This is a genomic window from Mesorhizobium sp. ESP6-5 (assembly GCF_020164695.1).
Taxonomy (GTDB): Bacteria; Pseudomonadota; Alphaproteobacteria; order Rhizobiales; family Rhizobiaceae; genus Mesorhizobium; species Mesorhizobium australicum.
The window spans coordinates 264,273-280,211 of sequence record NZ_JAIUGR010000008.1; the positions used below are offsets into that span (position 1 = coordinate 264,273).

At 63.4% G+C, this 15,939-nt stretch carries 14 protein-coding genes and 1 pseudogene; 6 read left to right on the forward strand and 9 right to left on the reverse strand.

The features are described 5' to 3' along the window. The first annotated feature begins 153 nt into the window (after positions 1–153). Together parE and LB524_RS15770 are read left to right on the forward strand one after the other, a co-directional pair. Positions 154–2,211 carry a DNA topoisomerase IV subunit B gene (parE, locus tag LB524_RS15765; RefSeq protein WP_140723623.1) on the forward strand — a complete coding sequence of 686 codons (2,058 nt, stop codon included), beginning with the start codon at positions 154–156 and terminating at the stop codon, positions 2,209–2,211. 44 nt (positions 2,212–2,255) lie between these two features. Further along, complete coding sequence (locus tag LB524_RS15770; protein WP_224527981.1) at positions 2,256–4,325, forward strand: FUSC family protein; 2,070 nt, start codon at positions 2,256–2,258, stop codon at positions 4,323–4,325. On the opposite strand, the gene LB524_RS15775 is transcribed toward LB524_RS15770, so the two are convergent. Beyond that, positions 4,322–5,446 carry a DUF2336 domain-containing protein gene (locus LB524_RS15775; protein ID WP_140616143.1) on the reverse strand — a complete coding sequence of 375 codons (1,125 nt, stop codon included), beginning with the start codon at positions 5,444–5,446 and terminating at the stop codon, positions 4,322–4,324. The genes LB524_RS15770 and LB524_RS15775 overlap by 4 nt on opposite strands. A gap of 152 nt (positions 5,447–5,598) precedes the next feature. Here LB524_RS15775 and LB524_RS15780 point away from each other — a divergent pair, with 152 nt between their 5' ends. Together LB524_RS15780 and LB524_RS15785 are read left to right on the forward strand one after the other, a co-directional pair. Then, positions 5,599–6,051, forward strand: coding sequence for a MaoC family dehydratase (locus LB524_RS15780; RefSeq protein WP_140791008.1), 453 nt, complete (start codon positions 5,599–5,601; stop codon positions 6,049–6,051). Continuing rightward, positions 6,051–6,932, forward strand: coding sequence for an HpcH/HpaI aldolase/citrate lyase family protein (locus LB524_RS15785; RefSeq protein WP_224527984.1), 882 nt, complete (start codon positions 6,051–6,053; stop codon positions 6,930–6,932). Before LB524_RS15780 ends, LB524_RS15785 begins: the two co-directional genes overlap by 1 nt. A gap of 3 nt (positions 6,933–6,935) precedes the next feature. Here the strand turns inward: LB524_RS15785 and LB524_RS15790 are convergent, their stop codons facing one another. Both LB524_RS15790 and LB524_RS15795 read right to left on the reverse strand, forming a co-directional pair. Further along, positions 6,936–7,544 carry a flavin reductase family protein gene (locus tag LB524_RS15790; RefSeq protein ID WP_140661155.1) on the reverse strand — a complete coding sequence of 203 codons (609 nt, stop codon included), beginning with the start codon at positions 7,542–7,544 and terminating at the stop codon, positions 6,936–6,938. Beyond that, positions 7,545–8,129 carry a nitroreductase gene (locus tag LB524_RS15795; RefSeq protein WP_224527986.1) on the reverse strand — a complete coding sequence of 195 codons (585 nt, stop codon included), beginning with the start codon at positions 8,127–8,129 and terminating at the stop codon, positions 7,545–7,547. Positions 8,130–8,284: 155 nt separating this feature from the next. Here LB524_RS15795 and LB524_RS15800 point away from each other — a divergent pair, with 155 nt between their 5' ends. After that, positions 8,285–9,247, forward strand: a complete 963-nt coding sequence (locus LB524_RS15800; RefSeq protein ID WP_140616135.1) for a hypothetical protein — start codon at positions 8,285–8,287, stop codon at positions 9,245–9,247. Between the two features lie 3 nt (positions 9,248–9,250). Here LB524_RS15800 and LB524_RS15805 read toward each other — a convergent pair whose 3' ends face one another. The 4 genes and pseudogenes from LB524_RS15805 to yidD all read right to left on the reverse strand — a co-directional run bounded on the left by LB524_RS15805 (position 9,251) and on the right by yidD (position 13,726). Beyond that, the gene (locus tag LB524_RS15805) at positions 9,251–10,189 is read right to left on the reverse strand and encodes a lysophospholipid acyltransferase family protein (protein WP_224527995.1); all 939 of its coding nucleotides are present in this window, start codon (positions 10,187–10,189) and stop codon (positions 9,251–9,253) included. An 85-nt stretch (positions 10,190–10,274) separates the two neighbouring features. Beyond that, positions 10,275–12,251 carry a threonine--tRNA ligase gene (gene thrS / locus LB524_RS15810; protein WP_224527998.1) on the reverse strand — a complete coding sequence of 659 codons (1,977 nt, stop codon included), beginning with the start codon at positions 12,249–12,251 and terminating at the stop codon, positions 10,275–10,277. Between the two features lie 144 nt (positions 12,252–12,395). After that, positions 12,396–13,213, reverse strand: a pseudogene (gene blaOXA, locus LB524_RS15815) (class D beta-lactamase). Positions 13,214–13,351: 138 nt separating this feature from the next. Then, positions 13,352–13,726 carry a membrane protein insertion efficiency factor YidD gene (yidD, locus tag LB524_RS15820; RefSeq protein WP_224528126.1) on the reverse strand — a complete coding sequence of 125 codons (375 nt, stop codon included), beginning with the start codon at positions 13,724–13,726 and terminating at the stop codon, positions 13,352–13,354. Between the two features lie 322 nt (positions 13,727–14,048). On the opposite strand from yidD, the gene LB524_RS15825 reads away from it, so the two are divergent. After that, positions 14,049–14,966, forward strand: coding sequence for a LysR substrate-binding domain-containing protein (locus LB524_RS15825; RefSeq protein ID WP_224528002.1), 918 nt, complete (start codon positions 14,049–14,051; stop codon positions 14,964–14,966). A gap of 22 nt (positions 14,967–14,988) precedes the next feature. On the opposite strand, the gene LB524_RS15830 is transcribed toward LB524_RS15825, so the two are convergent. Beyond that, on the reverse strand, positions 14,989–15,474 hold the full coding sequence (locus tag LB524_RS15830) for a cell envelope integrity protein TolA (protein WP_224528005.1): 486 nt from the start codon (positions 15,472–15,474) through the stop codon (positions 14,989–14,991). 2 nt (positions 15,475–15,476) lie between these two features. Next, complete coding sequence (locus LB524_RS15835) at positions 15,477–15,923, reverse strand: iron-sulfur cluster assembly scaffold protein (RefSeq protein ID WP_015317578.1); 447 nt, start codon at positions 15,921–15,923, stop codon at positions 15,477–15,479. Positions 15,924–15,939: the final 16 nt, after the last annotated feature.

The window sequence follows — 15,939 nt, forward strand, 5'->3', positions numbered from 1 at the left end:
CGGCATTTGACCTATTTCCGCCCGCTTGGTTATCGAATGGTTTTAGGGTAAGAGCAGTTAAATCCCCGAACGTAACAGGAACCTCCGTCGCTTGGCGCTGAAAAGCGTGGCAGTATCGACGGGGTGATTCGCAGCTTGGACTCTATGGCAGGCATGGACGACAACAACGATCTTTTCGGCAATCTGGAAAAACAGCCGCAGCCGGTTCGCACGCCGGCGCGCCCGGCGGATCCGCTGGTACAGGCGGCCGCCAGGCGTCCAGCCGCAACCAAGGATGGCAGCGAGGGCTACAGCGCCGCCGACATCGAGGTGCTTGAGGGCCTTGAGCCGGTGCGCCGCCGGCCAGGCATGTATATTGGCGGCACCGACGACAAGGCGATGCACCATCTGTTCGCCGAGGTCATCGACAATTCGATGGACGAAGCGGTTGCCGGCCACGCCACCTTCATCGATGTCGAACTCTCCGCCGACGGCCATCTCACGGTTACCGACAATGGCCGCGGCATTCCGGTCGACATGCACCCAAAATTCAAGAAGCCGGCGCTCGAAGTCATCATGACGACGCTGCATTCGGGCGGCAAGTTCGACTCCAAGGTCTACGAAACATCCGGCGGCCTGCACGGCGTTGGCGTCTCCGTCGTCAACGCCCTGTCGGATCATCTCGAGGTCGAGGTGGCACGTGGGCGCCAGCTTTATCGCCAGCGCTTTTCGCGCGGCGTCCCGGTGACCGGACTGGAGCAGCTCGGCGAAGTCCACAACCGTCGCGGCACAAAAATCCGCTTCCACCCCGACGAACAGATTTTCGGCAAGGGCGCGGCCTTCGAGCCGGCGCGTCTCTACCGCATGACGCGTTCGAAGGCTTACCTGTTTGGCGGCGTCGAGATCCGCTGGACCTGCGATCCCTCCCTGATCAGGGAAAAGGATCAGACACCGGCCAAGGCGGAATTCCATTTCCCAGGCGGCCTCAAGGATTATCTGAAGGCGTCGCTCGGCGATGAATTCCAGGTGACGCGCGAAATCTTCGCCGGCAAGAGCGACAAGCAAGGCGGCCATGGCTCGCTCGAATGGGCGGTGACCTGGTTCGGTGGCGACGGCTTCATCAATTCCTACTGCAACACCATCCCGACCGGTGAAGGCGGCACCCACGAAGCCGGCTTCCGAAACGTGCTGACGCGCGGCCTGCGCGCCTATGCCGACCTCGTCGGCAACAAGCGCGCCTCGATCGTCACCTCGGAAGACGTCATGATCTCGGCCGCCGGCATGCTGTCGGTGTTCATTCGCGAGCCGGAATTCGTCGGCCAGACCAAGGACAGGCTGGCGACGATCGAGGCGATACGCATCGTCGAGACCGCGATCCGCGACCCGTTCGACCACTGGCTGGCCGACAATCCGCAGGAAGCCTCGAAGCTGCTCGACTGGGTGATCGCGCGCGCCGACGAACGGGTGCGCCGCCGCCAGGAAAAGGAAGTGTCGCGCAAGAGCGCGGTGCGCAAGCTGCGCTTGCCGGGCAAGCTCGCCGACTGCACGCAGAACGCGGCGGCGGGTGCCGAACTCTTCATCGTCGAAGGCGATTCCGCCGGCGGCTCGGCCAAGCAGGCGCGCGATCGTGCCAGCCAGGCCGTCTTGCCGCTGCGCGGAAAAATCCTCAACGTCGCCAGTGCCGGCAATGACAAGCTGGCCGCCAACCAGCAGATATCGGACCTGATCCAGGCGCTCGGCTGCGGCACGCGGTCAAAATACCGTGACGAGGATTTGCGCTACGACCGCGTCATCATCATGACCGACGCCGACGTCGACGGCGCACACATCGCATCGCTGCTGATCACCTTCTTCTACCAGGAGATGCCGGCGCTGGTGCGCGGCGGCCATCTCTATCTGGCGGTGCCGCCGCTTTACTCGATCAGGCAAGGCGGCAAGGTCGCCTATGCCCGCGACGACGCCCACAAGGACGAGCTTCTGCGCACCGAATTCACCGGGCGCGGCAAGGTCGAGCTTGGCCGCTTCAAGGGCCTGGGCGAAATGATGGCCGCGCAGCTCAAGGAAACCACCATGGATCCAAGGAAGCGCACCTTGCTCAGGGTCGATGTGAACGAAGTCGATTCCGCCACCAAGGACAGGGTCGACGAGCTGATGGGCACCAAACCCGAAGCCCGCTTCCGCTTCATCCAGGAACGCGCCGAATTCGCCGAGACGGAAGTGCTGGATATCTAGCCGCTGGCGCGTTTAGCTTGCGTTCCTGACATGGAGACCAGCATGTGACCTGGGCGCGGCTGAAAACCTATTTCGAGACGAGCCTGGCCGGGCTGACGCAACCGACACGCTCGGACTGGATTTTCGCGCTGCGCACCGTTTCGGCCGGCATGATCGCATTGCTGGCCGCTTACGCGCTGAAGCTCGACCATCCGCAATGGGCGATGATGACGGTGTTCATCGTCGCCCAGCCGGTTGCCGGTATGGTCCTGGCGAAAGGCTTCTACCGCCTGCTCGGCACGCTGGCCGGCGGTGTCGCGGCAATTGGCATCACCACGGCATTCGGCACCGGCCCCTGGATTCTGGTGACGGTGCTTGCTGTCTGGATTGGCATTTGCACCTTCGTCTCGTCGCTGCTGCGCAATCCCGAAGCCTATGGCGCGGCTCTTGCAGGCTACACCGCAATGATCATCGGCCTGCCCGCTTTCGGACAACCGCATCTGGTCGTAGACCTCGCGGTCGCGCGTTGTGCCGAGATCGTGCTCGGCATCGTCTGCGCCGGCCTCACCAGCCGGCTGATCCTGCCGAAACTGGCCAGCGACGCCATCGTCTCGCGGCTGAAACGCTGCATTCTCGACCTCGCCACCTATGCCGGCGGTGCGTTTTCAGGCGGCGACCGGGCAACGCTGATCGGCCTGCACCGGAAGCTTGTCGCCGATACCCAGACGCTTGGCGAGATGCGCGCCTATGCCAGGCTCGAAGCGCCGAGCTTCGCGCCGCGCGCGCATCCGGTGCGGCGCACTATCGGACAACTGCTTTCGGCACTTTCGGCGGCGCGCGCGCTCTATTCGCATGCCGCTCCCAAAAACGCCGCCCTCATCCCGGTGCGCTCGGAACTGCAGGCCCTTGTCAGCGAACTGGCAGCCAAGCCGGGAGCGCTGGACGATACCTCATCCTGGGTGGCGCGGCTCGACGCGATCTCGATCAGGGCCAGGCAAATGCCCGACGCCTCGATCGAGCCGGGTGAGGACAGGGTCGGCACCATTACCCGCCTTACCATAGCGGCCGATTTCGCCGAGGCGCTGAAACAGGTGCTGCGTGGCCTCGACGCCTTGCGCGCACCGGTCACGCGCCGTCCAGGTCCCGGCAGCCAGCAGCCGGCCTTGGTGGTGCATCGCGACTATCCCGGCGCTGCGCGCAACGCCATCCGCGCGGCCGTTGCCACGCTTCTGGTCGCGGCTTTCTGGCTGACGACGAAGTGGTCGGAGGCGGCCGGCACCGTCATCCTCGTTGCTGTCGTGTCGAGCCTGTTTGCCGCTCGCCCCGACCCGGTGCAGGTATCCTGGGGGTTCTTCAAGGGAACGCTGCTCGCTTTGCCTTTTGCCTTTCTCGTCGGCCAGGTTGCGCTCCCTGCTCTGCCCGGCTTCGGCTGGTTCATGCTGTTCGTCGTGCCCATCATGGTGCCGGCGGCACTCGCCATGGCCAATCCGCGCTATGTCGGCGTGGCGACGGCCTTCGCCATCAACTTCCTGGCCTTTCTCAGCCCACATCAGGCGATGACCTACGATCCCGGCCCCTTCTTCGCCGGCTCGGCATCGATCCTCGTCGGCATCCTCTTGGCCATCGGCGTCTTCATCGTGGTATTGCCGGCCGATCCATGGCTCGCGGCCGACCGCATCGTGCGGGCCATGCGGGAGGATCTGGCGCGGCTTTGCCTGCATGAGCGCGTGCCGAGGCGCTCAGCCTTCGAGAGCCTCGCTTACGACCGGGTCAATCAGTTGATGCCGCTGGTGCAGAATTCCGGCAGGAAGGGCGAGGCGGTGCTGGGCGGCGGCGTCGCTTCCGTCACGGTCGGCCTGGAAATCCTGCGGCTGCGCACGGCCAGCCAAAACCATTCCCTCCCATCGGAAACGACGCTTTCAATCGCCACCTTCCTGAGGGGACTGGCGCGCGAGCTGCTTTTCCGAGCCCCTGGGGATCCGCAAACAGCGACCATTGCCGTCGCCCGGCAGTATGCGGCAGGCATCGCCCAGCGAAACGCCACCGGCGACATGCTGCAGATCGCGGCGTCCCTGCGCATCATCGCCGCGGCGATGGAAGATTTCCCGGATTTCTTCGCAAGGGAGAAAACCTAGGCAGCGGCGATCGCCAGTGCATGGCCGCGTGCGTTCTCACGCAGGGCGTCTAGGTGGATCGATTTGATCAATGCGGCAAGATCGCCTTCGGCGGATTGCCCGCCCAATTCCTTGAGCATCAGCCAACTGACTTCCTGCACGCCGGCGACGCGCTTGCCGTTGGCGACCTCGCGCCAGATCTTCAGGGCGCGCAGGATGACGGCATGCGTGGCGGCAGCCATGCCGGCACTACGGAACAGCGCCTGCAGGGCCACGTCGTGCCCGCCGGCCAGCAGCGCCCTCACCCGTGGTTCGGATTGCTGGCTAAGCGCCACCAGCGCCGAGCCGAAGAAATCGACCTTGCCGTGCGCGATGGTGCGGATCAGGAAGCTCGCGGTCAGATCGCCGCGCAGCCTGAGATGCTCGATCAGCGCCGCGTGCTCTTCTTGGCGCGTGCCCTCGATCAGCGTCACCGAGGCCTTGACGCAAGCATCGCGCATGACCCGGTCGGCACGCGCGGCTCCCATCAATGCCATGACCAGCGGCGATGTCTTCAATGTCTCGCCGAGCTTGACGAGCAGCATATGCCGGCAATCGGCAGGCAGCCTGATATCCGATATCAGCGCCTCGCGCACCAGAGGCAGATGCCCGTGGCGTTGCGCCATGCGCCTGAAGCTGAGTGACGCGATGTCGGCGCCGCTATTGGCCAAAAGCACGGCGCAGGCCTCCGCCTCGCCGACCTCGGCGATGGCCGCCGAAAGCGCCATCGAGACGGAAGGCCGGTCGGCGATCAGCTTCTGCGTTGCCTTCTGGCTCGCCGCCACGCGGTTGATCAGGTCGGCGTCGGTGAGCAGCGGCGAGCGCGCCAGCACGACCCCGGCGACCTCCGGCTGGTCGGCGGCAAGCGCACTGATGATCTGCAACGGTGCGTGATGGCTCATCGAGAACGCTTCCGCCATCGCCAGCCGCACTTTCGACGAGGCGTCGTCGAGCAGCAGCGTCAGCGCGGCCTCGGCGGCGCAGCGATCCTCGAACGGCAATTCGCAATTGACATAGGCTCGGGCCAGCGCATGAGCGGCGGCGGCGCGCTCCGAAACCCTGGCCGTGTAGATCCATTTCAGGAAATGCGAAACAACTACCATGCCCGTCTGCTTACGCCCCATGCCGGAAGGTTTCCGGCCCCGTGAGAAGGGTAGGCAGAAATGGTTTACGAACGGTTCACCATGTTCATTAACTGGCTTGCGAGCGCCTGAAGCAGCGCCTATCAACCGTCAGACAGCGCAGGAGGCGGAAGATGGCCGGGCTATATCTGGAGGAGTTTGTTGTCGGCCATGTCTTCCAGCACACGCTGCGCAAGACTGTCACCGAGAGCGACAACATGCTGTTTTCGGTGATGACGCTGAACCCGCAGCCGCTGCATATTGACTTCGATTTCGCCGCCAGGAGCGAATGGGGCAAGCCGCTGGTCAACTCGCTGTTCACGCTCGGCCTGATGATCGGCATTTCGGTCAACGACATCACGGTCGGCACGACGGTTGCCAATCTCGGCATGAAGGAAACCGTGTTTCCTCACCCGGTCTTCCACGGCGACACCATCCGCGTCGAAACATCTGTCGTCTCGGTGCGCGAATCCAGGTCGAAGCCCGATCGCGGCATCGTCGAATTCGAGCACCGCGCCTACAACCAGCATGGCGATCTGGTCGCGAAATGCATCAGGCAAGCGATGATGCTGAAGAAGGCAGACTGATGCGCTCGCTGCTGTTCGTTCCAGGCGATTCCGAACGGAAGCTGGAGAAGGGATTTGGCGCCGGCGCCGACGTGGTCATCGTCGATCTCGAGGACTCCGTGGCGCCGCAGAACAAGGCGCGGGCGCGCGAGATCGCGGCGCGCTTCATCCTCGAACGCAGGGGGCAAACCAACTTGGCGCTCTATGTCAGGGTCAACGACCTCTCGACCGGGATGACGGACGATGATCTTGCCAAGCTCGTTCCGGCAAGGCCGGACGGCATCATGCTGCCTAAATCGAACAGCGGCCAGGATGTGCAGCAGCTCGCGGCCAAGCTCAGGGTTCGGGAGGCCGAAAACGGCCTGCCTGACGGGTCGATAAAAATCCTGCCGATCATCACCGAAACTCCGGCGGGCGTGCTCGCAGCCGCCACCTATGCGGGGACAAGCGCACGGCTCGCCGGTCTCACCTGGGGGGCGGAAGACCTGTCGGCCGCGATCGGCGCACGCTCTGCCCGAGACGAGCACGGCCGCTACACCGATCTCTTCCGTCACGCCCGCCTGACGACCATTCTCGCGGCCGGAGCCGCGGAAGTCGCCGCGATCGACACCGTATTTCCCGGCTTTCGCGACATGGCGGCCTTCACCGCGGAATGTGCCAACGCCGAGCGTGACGGTTTCACCGGCAAAATGGCGATCCACCCCGATCAGGTGTCCGTCATCAACACCGCCTTCACGCCCTCTGCCGAGGCGGTGAAACAGTCGGCGGCTATTGTGGCGGCCTTCGAGGCAGCCGGAAATCCGGGCGTCGTCGGCATCGATGGCAAGATGTTCGACCGTCCGCATCTGCGGCTGGCCGAACGCCTTCTGGCCCGCGCGAAAGCGGCCGGGATATCCGCCTGACGGCTACTCCTTGCCCCAGCGTGGCCGCCGCATCGAAAAGACCTCGTCGACGCTGGCGTAATCCATATAACCGAGACGCGCGACATTGCCGGCCTTGGTGATGTCGAACAGGCCGTCTTTCAGGAAAGCATCGTCGATGTGAACGCCGATCACCTCACCGGCGACGACAAAGGCACTCGTCGGTGATCCGTCCAGCGCCTTCGGGCGAAACACTTCCGTCACCCGGCATTCGAGCGCCGCTGGTGCAGCCGCCACGCGCGGCGGCTTGACGAGACGCGAGGGCGCCATGGCGAGATCGGCATAGACGAACTCGTTGACGCCACGCGGTGCATCGACGGATGTGTAGTTCATCTTGTCCGCAAGGTCGCGGCTGACCAGATTGGCGACGAACTCGCCGGTTTCCTGGGCAAACGAGGCGCTGTCCTTCTCACCCTCCGAGGAAAACCAGACAATGAAAGGTCGCGTCGAAAAGGCGTTGAAGAAGGAGTATGGCGCGAGATTGACCTCGCCGGCCTGGTTCAGCGTCGATATCCAGCCGATCGGGCGCGGCGCGACGATCGCCTTCGAAGGATCGTGCGGCAGGCCATGCCCCTTGGACGGCTCGTAGAACATTCAGCCCGCCCAAGGTCCGGCGTAATCGGTGTAGAGCTTGACCGGATCGGGCCGTGGCCGCTCCGGCGCCGGACCGGCGTAGGAGCCGATATGGATGAACCCGACGACGCGCTCCTGCGGCGCCAGTCCGAGAATCGCCCTGCCCTCCGGCACGTCGGAATACCAGTTGCTGATCATGTTCGTGCCATAGCCCAGCGCAGTGGCCGCGATCATCAGGTTCATCGCCGCCATGCCTCCGGACAGGAACATCTCCCATTGCGGGATTTTTGGGTTCTCCCTCGGAATGGATACGACACCGATCACCAGCGGGGCGCGCGAGAACCGCGCCAGTTCCTGGTTGCGACGGCCTTCCGGCAACGGCCCCTCGCGCTGTTCGGCCAAGGCCGCTAGTTTTTTGCCGATCTCGATGCGGGCTTCGCCGCGATAAAGGATGAAGCGCCAGGGTTCGAGCCGTCCATGGTCGGGCACGCGTGTGGCGGCGGTGATCATCGTGGCGATATCGGCGTCGCTGGGCGCCGGTTCCCTGAGGTCGGGTATCGGCGCTGAATTTCGGGTCAATAGAAAGTCGATGATCGGCGACGCCATGGGCGCAAGTCTCCTGAAACACTCTGTTTTGAGCTGAAGCGCACCATCGGGAATTCGGGCGGCTCGGGCAAAGGCGCGCAAACGCCGGGCTGAAGAGTCCCGGATCGGACTCTTAAGCCTTGAAATTGCCACCGCCATGGGCTTCAACGCAAGGCATGTTTGAGGGGCGACTGCGTCTTTTCCTGGTTCGGCTCTGCGCCGCGCTGTTCCTGCTGCCGGTCTCCATGGCTGTCGCGCAGGAAAAGGACGGCGTCGGCGACCTGAAACTTCCCGGAATTTCGAGCTATGCAACGCCGAAGAGCGAGACCCCGCTGGCGCTTGGCGGCGGTGGCGCCATTACGCTCTCGGCCCAGTTGACCGACAAGGGCACCGACATCACACGTGGGCTAGTCTGGCGTGTCTTCAAGCCAGAAGCGGTGAACGGCAAATTGCCCATGGTCGCCTCCTCCCATGGCGGCAGCGCCGTCTTCCAGCTCGAGCCCGGCAGTTACCTGGTCCACGCTTCCTATGGCCGCGCCGGCGCCACCAAGCGCATCACAGTCGGCAAGGAAGCCAAGCGAGAAAGCCTCGTGCTCGATGCCGGCGGCCTGAAGCTAGACGCGGTCCTGTCCGGCGGCGTGCGCATACCGCCGAAGAAACTGCGCTTTTCGATCTATGAGGGCACCGCCGAGGCCAATGGCGACCGCGCGCTGATCATTCCCGATGTCGAACCCAACAGCGTCGTGCGGCTCAATGCCGGCATCTATCATGTCGTCTCGACTTACGGCGCGGTCAACGCCGTCATCCGATCCGACATCCGCGTCGAGGCGGGCAAGCTGACGGAAGCCACCGTCGAGCATCACGCCGCTGAAATCACCATGAAGCTGGTACGCGAGACGGGCGGCGAAGCGATTGCCGACACCTCGTGGTCGCTGCTCAACGAATCCGGCGATCCGATCAAGGAAACCGTCGGCGCCTTCGCCTCGATGGTGCTGGCCGAAGGCGACTACACCATCATCGCCAAGAACCGCGATCGCATCTACCAGAAGGATTTCACGGTCGTTGGCGGGCAGAACCAGGAAATCGAGGTTCTCGCCACCGAAGCAGCGGCGATGGATCCCGAGGAAGGCGCCGATTAGCCTTCAGGCGGCGAGCTTGGTTCGCGCCGGGAGGAACGGAATGCGACGGCGCGGCAGGCTCGGCGCCAGATCGAATACACCGCGATAGAGACGGTCGAGCAACGTTTTGCGATCGCGCAGCGGCTCCAGTTCGCTCCAGCTCAGCACGTTACCGACGCGCACGTCGATCGCCCTGCCGGACAGCCGCGCGAATTCACGAATGAGCAGCGAGGTGCGCAAGGTCAGCGAGGCCTTGCCGACGAATTTGGCCACACGCCCGTCGCGCTCGGCCATGTTCATCGGCCCGCTGACCAGATGGAAAAGCCTGCCGTTCTGGCCGGAGAAATGCATGGGGATGACCGATGCCTTGGCCTCCTGGACGAGACGGGCCGGAAACATCTTCCACGGCAGGTCGCGCGCGCGGCCAAAACCCTTGGGCGCAGTGGCGACGCCGCCGGCCGGAAACACCACGATGGTGACACCTTCCCTGAGCAGCCGCACTGCTTCATGGCGCACGGCCATGTTGTTCTTCACCGCGTCCTTGGTCTCGGAAAAATCGATCGGCAGCGAATAGGGCTCCATCTCGCGGATCCTGAGCAGGTCCTTGTGGATCATCACCCGGAAGGGCCGGCCGAGTTGCTCTGCCAGTGACAGCACGGCAATGCCGTCGCCGATGCCGAAGGGATGGTTGGCAATGATCACCAGCGGCGTGTCGGGCAATTGCGCGGGCGGCCATTGGTCGGGAATTCGCACGCCCACATCGATGAGGTCCAGCATGCGGCTGAACACACGTTCGCCCGTCGGCACCACCTGGCGGCGCCAGAAATCATAAAGCGCGGCAAAGCGATCGCGGCCCGACAGGCCTTCGACCGAATGGATGAACCAGCGCGCCAGCGCCGGCTGGTGCGGATTGGCGTAGGAAAGCTCGGGGAACGGTCGTTCGCGCGTTTTCATCTTGAGCATAAGGGCTCGTTACAACGTTGCCGTGACAGAGATATGAAAATGGCGGTGGATCGCTCCACCGCCATTCGATCGAAAACACTCCGATTCAAGCAGCGCGCTTGCGTCGGCGGTCAGGTGTAATCGCCTCTTCGGTCAGCCGTTCGATTGCTTCGGCAAGACCAAGCGATTCCTGATCGCGCGAGCCGAGCCGGCGGATGTTGACCGTCTGCTCCTCCGCCTCGCGCTTGCCGCAGACGAGGATGACCGGCACCTTGGCCAGGCTGTGCTCACGGACCTTGTAGTTGATCTTCTCGTTGCGCAGATCGGCTTCCGCCAACAGCCCGGCGGCCTTCAGCTTTGCCACGACCTCGGTCGCATAGCTGTCGGCGTCCGAAGTGATCGTCGCCACCACCACCTGCAGCGGAGCGAACCATAGCGGGAAATGGCCGGAATAGTTCTCGATCAGGATCCCGAGGAAACGCTCCATCGAACCGCAGATGGCGCGGTGCACCATGACCGGCTGCTTCTTCTCCGAATCCGAGCCGATGTAGAAGGCGCCAAAACGCTCCGGCAGGTTGAAGTCGACCTGCGTCGTCCCGCATTGCCATTCGCGGCCGATGGCATCCTTCAACACATATTCGAACTTCGGCCCGTAGAAGGCGCCCTCGCCCGGATTGATCGAGGTCTTGATCCGATTGCCGGACCTTGTCCTGATCGTCTCCAGCACGCCGCCCATGATCGCCTCGGCATGATCCCAGGCCTCGTCCGTGCCGACGCGCTTTTCGGGCCGCGTCGACAGTTTGACGCTGATTTCGTCGAAACCGAAATCGGCATAGGTCGACAGGATCAGGTCATTGATGCGCAGGCACTCGGAAGCCAGCTGTTCCTCGGTGCAGAAGATATGCGCATCGTCTTGCGTGAAGCCGCGCACGCGCATCAGCCCGTGCAGCGCGCCCGACGGCTCGTAGCGATGCACATTGCCGAATTCCGCCAGCTTCACCGGCAGATCGCGATAGGATTTCAGCCCATGCTTGAAAATCTGCACGTGGCCCGGGCAGTTCATCGGCTTCAGCGCAAAGATGCGGTCATCGTCGGTTTCATCGCCGGCGACCGTCACCTTGAACATGGCGTCGCGGTACCAGCCCCAGTGGCCTGACGTCTCCCACAGGCTCTTGTCGAGCACCTGCGGGGCGTTGACCTCCTGGTAGCCCTGCTCGTCGAGCCGGCGCCGCATGTAGTTCACCAGGTTCTGGAACATCTTCCAGCCCTTGGCGTGCCAGAAGACCACGCCCGGCCCCTCTTCCTGGAAATGGAAAAGGTCCATTTCGCGGCCGAGCTTGCGGTGGTCGCGCTTCTCGGCCTCTTCCAGCATCGTTTGGTAGGCTTCGAGCTGCGCCTGGTCGGCCCAGGCCGTGCCGTAGATGCGCGTCAGCATCGGATTGTTGGAATCGCCGCGCCAATAGGCGCCGGCCACCTTCATCAGCTTGAAGGCGTTGCCGATCTGGCCGGTCGAGGCCATGTGCGGACCGCGGCAGAGATCGAACCAGTCGCCCTGCGCATAGATCCTGAGGTCCTGGTCCTCGGGAATGGCATCGATCAGTTCGAGCTTGTAGCGCTCGCCCTTGTCGGCAAAGACCTTTTTTGCCCTGTCGCGCGACCAGACTTCCTTGGTGAACGGCTTGTTGCGCGCGATGATCTCGCGCATCTTCTTCTCGATCACCGGGAAATCGTCCGGGGTGAACGGCTCGTTGCGGGCAAAGTCGTAATAAAATCCGTTCTCGATCACCGGCCCGATGGTCACCTGCGTTCCCGGCCATATCTCCTGCACGGCTTCCGCCAGCACATGCGCGGTGTCATGGCGGATGAGTTCCAGCGCGCGCGGATCTTCGCGGGTGATGATCTCCACCTTGCCGGATTTTCCGAGCGGGTCCGAGAGATCCCGCACGGTGCCATCGATGGCATAGGCCACGGCCTTCTTGGCCAGCGACTTCGAGATCGATTCGGCGAGACCCGCACCGGTCATCGCCGCGTCGTAGTCGCGGACGGAGCCATCGGGAAATGTCAGGGAAACGGAATTCAGCATGTGTATCTCCTATCCAGTCCCGCAAACGAGCGCGGGTGGTAAATGCAGATCATCAGCGGTTCGGGGCTGCGACCTGCCAGGGTGCCGGATGCGTCCGGCGGCGGCAGTCTTTTATGAGCAGATGCCGCCGCCGTAAAGCCCGGCTCACTTAATCAGCCGTGGCAGGTCCTTCAGGAACGCGGCCCGTGTCGCCAACCCCTTCGGCATGTCGGTGCGCTTCGTATCGACGACGAGCCGGGCGAACACGATCTGGCGGCCGTCTTTCCCAGCCCAGCCGACAAACCATCCGAGCGAGCGCTTGTCCTTGCCGCCCGCGCCGAGCCTGGTCGTGCCGGTCTTGCCCTGAACGGCCCAGTCCCCAGCCTTGAAGTTCGGCATGATGGCGCGTGTCATTCATGCGCCTTGGCCGACACCGGCATTGTGCCGGCGAGCAGTTGCCGCAGGAAGGCAACCTGTTCGACTGGCGTGATCTTAAGCGAGGAGTTGACCCAGGAATGGGTGAGCCCGTCATCCTTGCCAGGATTGCCGGAAACGTCACCATTGCCATAGTTGAACTTCGATACGTAGCCGGCAAATTTCTGAGTTCCGAGCTTGCGGGTGATCTCGCGCGAGAACCAGATGATGGAATCGCGTTCCCAGATCGTCGGATCGACGGTTTTCTGGTCGCGTTTCACCGCGTTGAACTCAGGCTTGTAGTCCCATGCCGGGGTATGTTCATCGGCAAGGATGCCTGCGTCGTAGCCGATCAGCGAAAGCGGCATCTTGAACGTCGAGGCCGGGCTGAAGCGCTGGTCGCAGGTACCGTCCTGGTAAAGCGTCTTGCCGCTCTGGGCATCGGCGATCAGCGTGCACTGCACATCCGCTAGCGGCGCGGACTGCGCGCGCATCGGAAATCCCAGCAGCCAGGCGAGCAGGAACAGGACACCAGCCATGATAAAGGGAAGACGATCGACATTGCGCATTTTCTGCTCGCTCCAGAAGGGGGTTCGCGAGCGGGCTTAGCGGGGTCTCTTGTCTCGATTTTGTCTCAAATGCGCAGTTGTTGTGCAGGCTTGCGTTAACCCTACCGGAGCGTAAACAGCGCGGCGTGACCAGCCACCCTAGCCCTGCGCTTCGCCGCGCTTGCGGCCGACCCGCCAATAACGCCAGGGCATGAACCAGACGTTACGGTCCGCCAGCGCTTCCGGAACCAGATCGATGCCATGCGTGCCGAATGGGCCGCAGCGCAGCACGCGGAACAACCCCATCCAGCCGCCGGCCCAAAGGCCATGGCGGGCGATCGCCTCATGCGCGTATTCCGAACAGGTCGGCAGATGGCGGCAGGAATTGCCGACAAAGCCGGACAGCGTCAATTGGTAAAGCCGCACGAGCGAGGTGCCGAGCAAGCGGCCCGGCGTCTTGCGCCAGGGGCCGGGCCAGTTGCGGCCGCGCCTCGACGCTCCGGCTGTATGCGCATGCCTGTGCTGGTCGCCCACTGCGATCTCCGCGTTTTCCAGCTGATAGATGTGCGCTTGCACCGGAGAACGCAATCCCGATCGCCGTGCGGTCACGGGCGGGAACGGCGAAATGGCCGTCGGTCGGCTGGCGGCGCCCAGCGGCCAGGATGAGACCATTCTTCGTGATGCCTTGTAGCGCGTCTTTCGTCGCGCCATTGGAACGTCGCGATCCGTATGACGTCGCCAAGGATCTCAAGCAACTGCATCATGGCGGCATCTCCTTGAAGACGATTAGACCGCCGCTGGCCTTCGCCTTCAAACGAGTATAATTTCCGTTTCGGATAATCCTGGGTTATGCGAAATGAAGCGTGGACGCTTGCCCCTTACGGCGTTGAGGAGCTTCGAGGCGGCGGGGCGGCATTTGAGCTTCAGCAAGGCCGCCGAGGAGCTTTTCGTCTCGCAGGCGGCGATCAGCCGGCAGATTCGCGAACTCGAAACCTTCCTGCGCCAACCGCTTTTCGAACGGCACCATCGCCGCGTCGAACTGACGGATGCAGGCCGTCGGCTGCTTGCTCAACTGGTCAGAAGTTTCGACGACATCGACAAACTACTCTCGGAACTGGTCGCGGTTCCCGCGCAGGCCGTGGTTCGTGTCAGCGTCGAGCCGTCGATTGCATCCGTCTGGCTGGTGCCCCGGCTCAACCGGTTTCGCCAGTTGCGGCCCGATATCGACGTCTCCCTCGAAGTGGACCCAAGGCTGATCGAGTTCCGCAGCGACCAGCCCGAACTTGCCTTACGTTTCAGCTCGAACGCGACGTCATGGCCCCGCAGCGAAGCCGAGCGGCTGGCCTCGACAGTCGATTCGCCGGTTCTGTCGCCGGCGCTGCTTTCATCGGGCCCAGCCCTCGGGAAGCCGGCCGATCTTGCTCGCTTCACGCTTTTGCACGAGGAAAACCGCCAGGGTTGGACGCGCTGGTTCGAGGCGGCGGGCGTACCCGCCAACGCCATGCCCACGCGCGGGCCGATGCTTGCGGACGCCTCACTCTCCAAGCAGGCCGCGCTGCTCGGCCACGGCGTGGCGCTGGGCGATCTCCTGCAGATTGGAGAAGAATTGGAGACCGGAGCACTGGTCAAACCGTTCGACATCGATGTCGCATCCGGGGCCTATTGGCTGGTGGCCAGGAGTTTGCACAGTCTCTCCGAACCGGCCGCGGCCTTCGCCGACTGGCTAAGAAGCGAATTCAGCGAAAGCAGGCGAGCGCTGAAAGCTCCGGCCTGAGCCGTGCGCTGGCCGGAGCCGGCTACTTTACCTTCTTGTATTTTCCGAGAAGTTTATTGAGGTCGTTGATGTCCATGGACGGATGTCCCGCCGCCGGGTCGACTGCTGGGTAGAATGTGACGACGATGTCGCGCCACAAATCATAGTCGGCGCCGTAGGACGCCAGCCCGGGAAACGGCGCGCAACGCGTGATCGCGCGAATGGCGGCTTCGGCAACCTTATGCCTTGCCGATGTCACGGGGCCGACGATTTTTGGCGGCCCGGCGAGCGATCCGTCCTTGTTCAGGCTGATCCGGACGCGTGCAGTACTTGTGGCATTTGCGGGCACGTTCCAACAGGGCTGGACGGCCCTCATGAGATAGTCGCCGATATCGCGCTGGACTGCTGGTTCCGCCCCGCTTGAGCCACCGGCCGACACAAGTGAAGCGGCAAGAGTACCGGCGAACACCAAGCCATGGCATGAACGACCGCTCTGGCGGGATCCGCTCACCGTAAGGTCGAAGACCACTCTCAGGCCGCTTCGTCGGCGCGCTTCTTCTCGATCTGGCCGATGGCGTCGACCACGGCGTCGAAAGTCAGCATGGTCGACGCATGACGCGCCTTGTAGTCGCGCACCGGCTCCAGATAGCCGAGGTCGGCGAAGCGGCCTTCCGGCGGCGCGCCGTTCTCCTTCAGCATCTTCAGCATGGTCTCGCGCACCGCGCGCAATTCCTCGGCGCTGGCGCCGACGACATGTTGCGCCATGATCGAGGACGATGCCTGTCCGAGCGCACAGGCCTTCACGTCGTGGGCGAAGTCGGTGACCACGCCGTCCTCCATCTTGAGGTCGACGGTAACGGTCGACCCGCACAGCTTGGAATGCGCCTTCGCAGTCGCGTCGGGATGATCGAGCCGGCCGATGCGGGCAATATTTCCGGCAAAACCGAGAATTTTCGCGTTGTAGACGTCGTTGATCATTATTTTCCAATCCGTC

Bases quoted from the DNA above. Each gene is read 5' to 3' on its own strand.
- LB524_RS15835 (WP_015317578.1), bottom strand. From the start codon at position 15,923: ATGATCAACGACGTCTACAACGCGAAAATTCTCGGTTTTGCCGGAAAT.
- LB524_RS15775 (WP_140616143.1), bottom strand. From the start codon at position 5,446: ATGGTAGTTGTTTCGCATTTCCTGAAATGGATCTACACGGCCAGGGTT.
- LB524_RS15805 (WP_224527995.1), bottom strand. From the start codon at position 10,189: ATGCTCAAGATGAAAACGCGCGAACGACCGTTCCCCGAGCTTTCCTAC.
- LB524_RS15795 (WP_224527986.1), bottom strand. From the start codon at position 8,129: ATGGCGTCGCCGATCATCGACTTTCTATTGACCCGAAATTCAGCGCCG.
- LB524_RS15800 (WP_140616135.1), top strand. From the start codon at position 8,285: ATGTTTGAGGGGCGACTGCGTCTTTTCCTGGTTCGGCTCTGCGCCGCG.
- LB524_RS15780 (WP_140791008.1), top strand. From the start codon at position 5,599: ATGGCCGGGCTATATCTGGAGGAGTTTGTTGTCGGCCATGTCTTCCAG.
- LB524_RS15790 (WP_140661155.1), bottom strand. From the start codon at position 7,544: ATGTTCTACGAGCCGTCCAAGGGGCATGGCCTGCCGCACGATCCTTCG.
- parE (WP_140723623.1), top strand. From the start codon at position 154: ATGGACGACAACAACGATCTTTTCGGCAATCTGGAAAAACAGCCGCAG.
- LB524_RS15785 (WP_224527984.1), top strand. From the start codon at position 6,051: ATGCGCTCGCTGCTGTTCGTTCCAGGCGATTCCGAACGGAAGCTGGAG.
- LB524_RS15825 (WP_224528002.1), top strand. From the start codon at position 14,049: ATGAAGCGTGGACGCTTGCCCCTTACGGCGTTGAGGAGCTTCGAGGCG.
- thrS (WP_224527998.1), bottom strand. From the start codon at position 12,251: ATGCTGAATTCCGTTTCCCTGACATTTCCCGATGGCTCCGTCCGCGAC.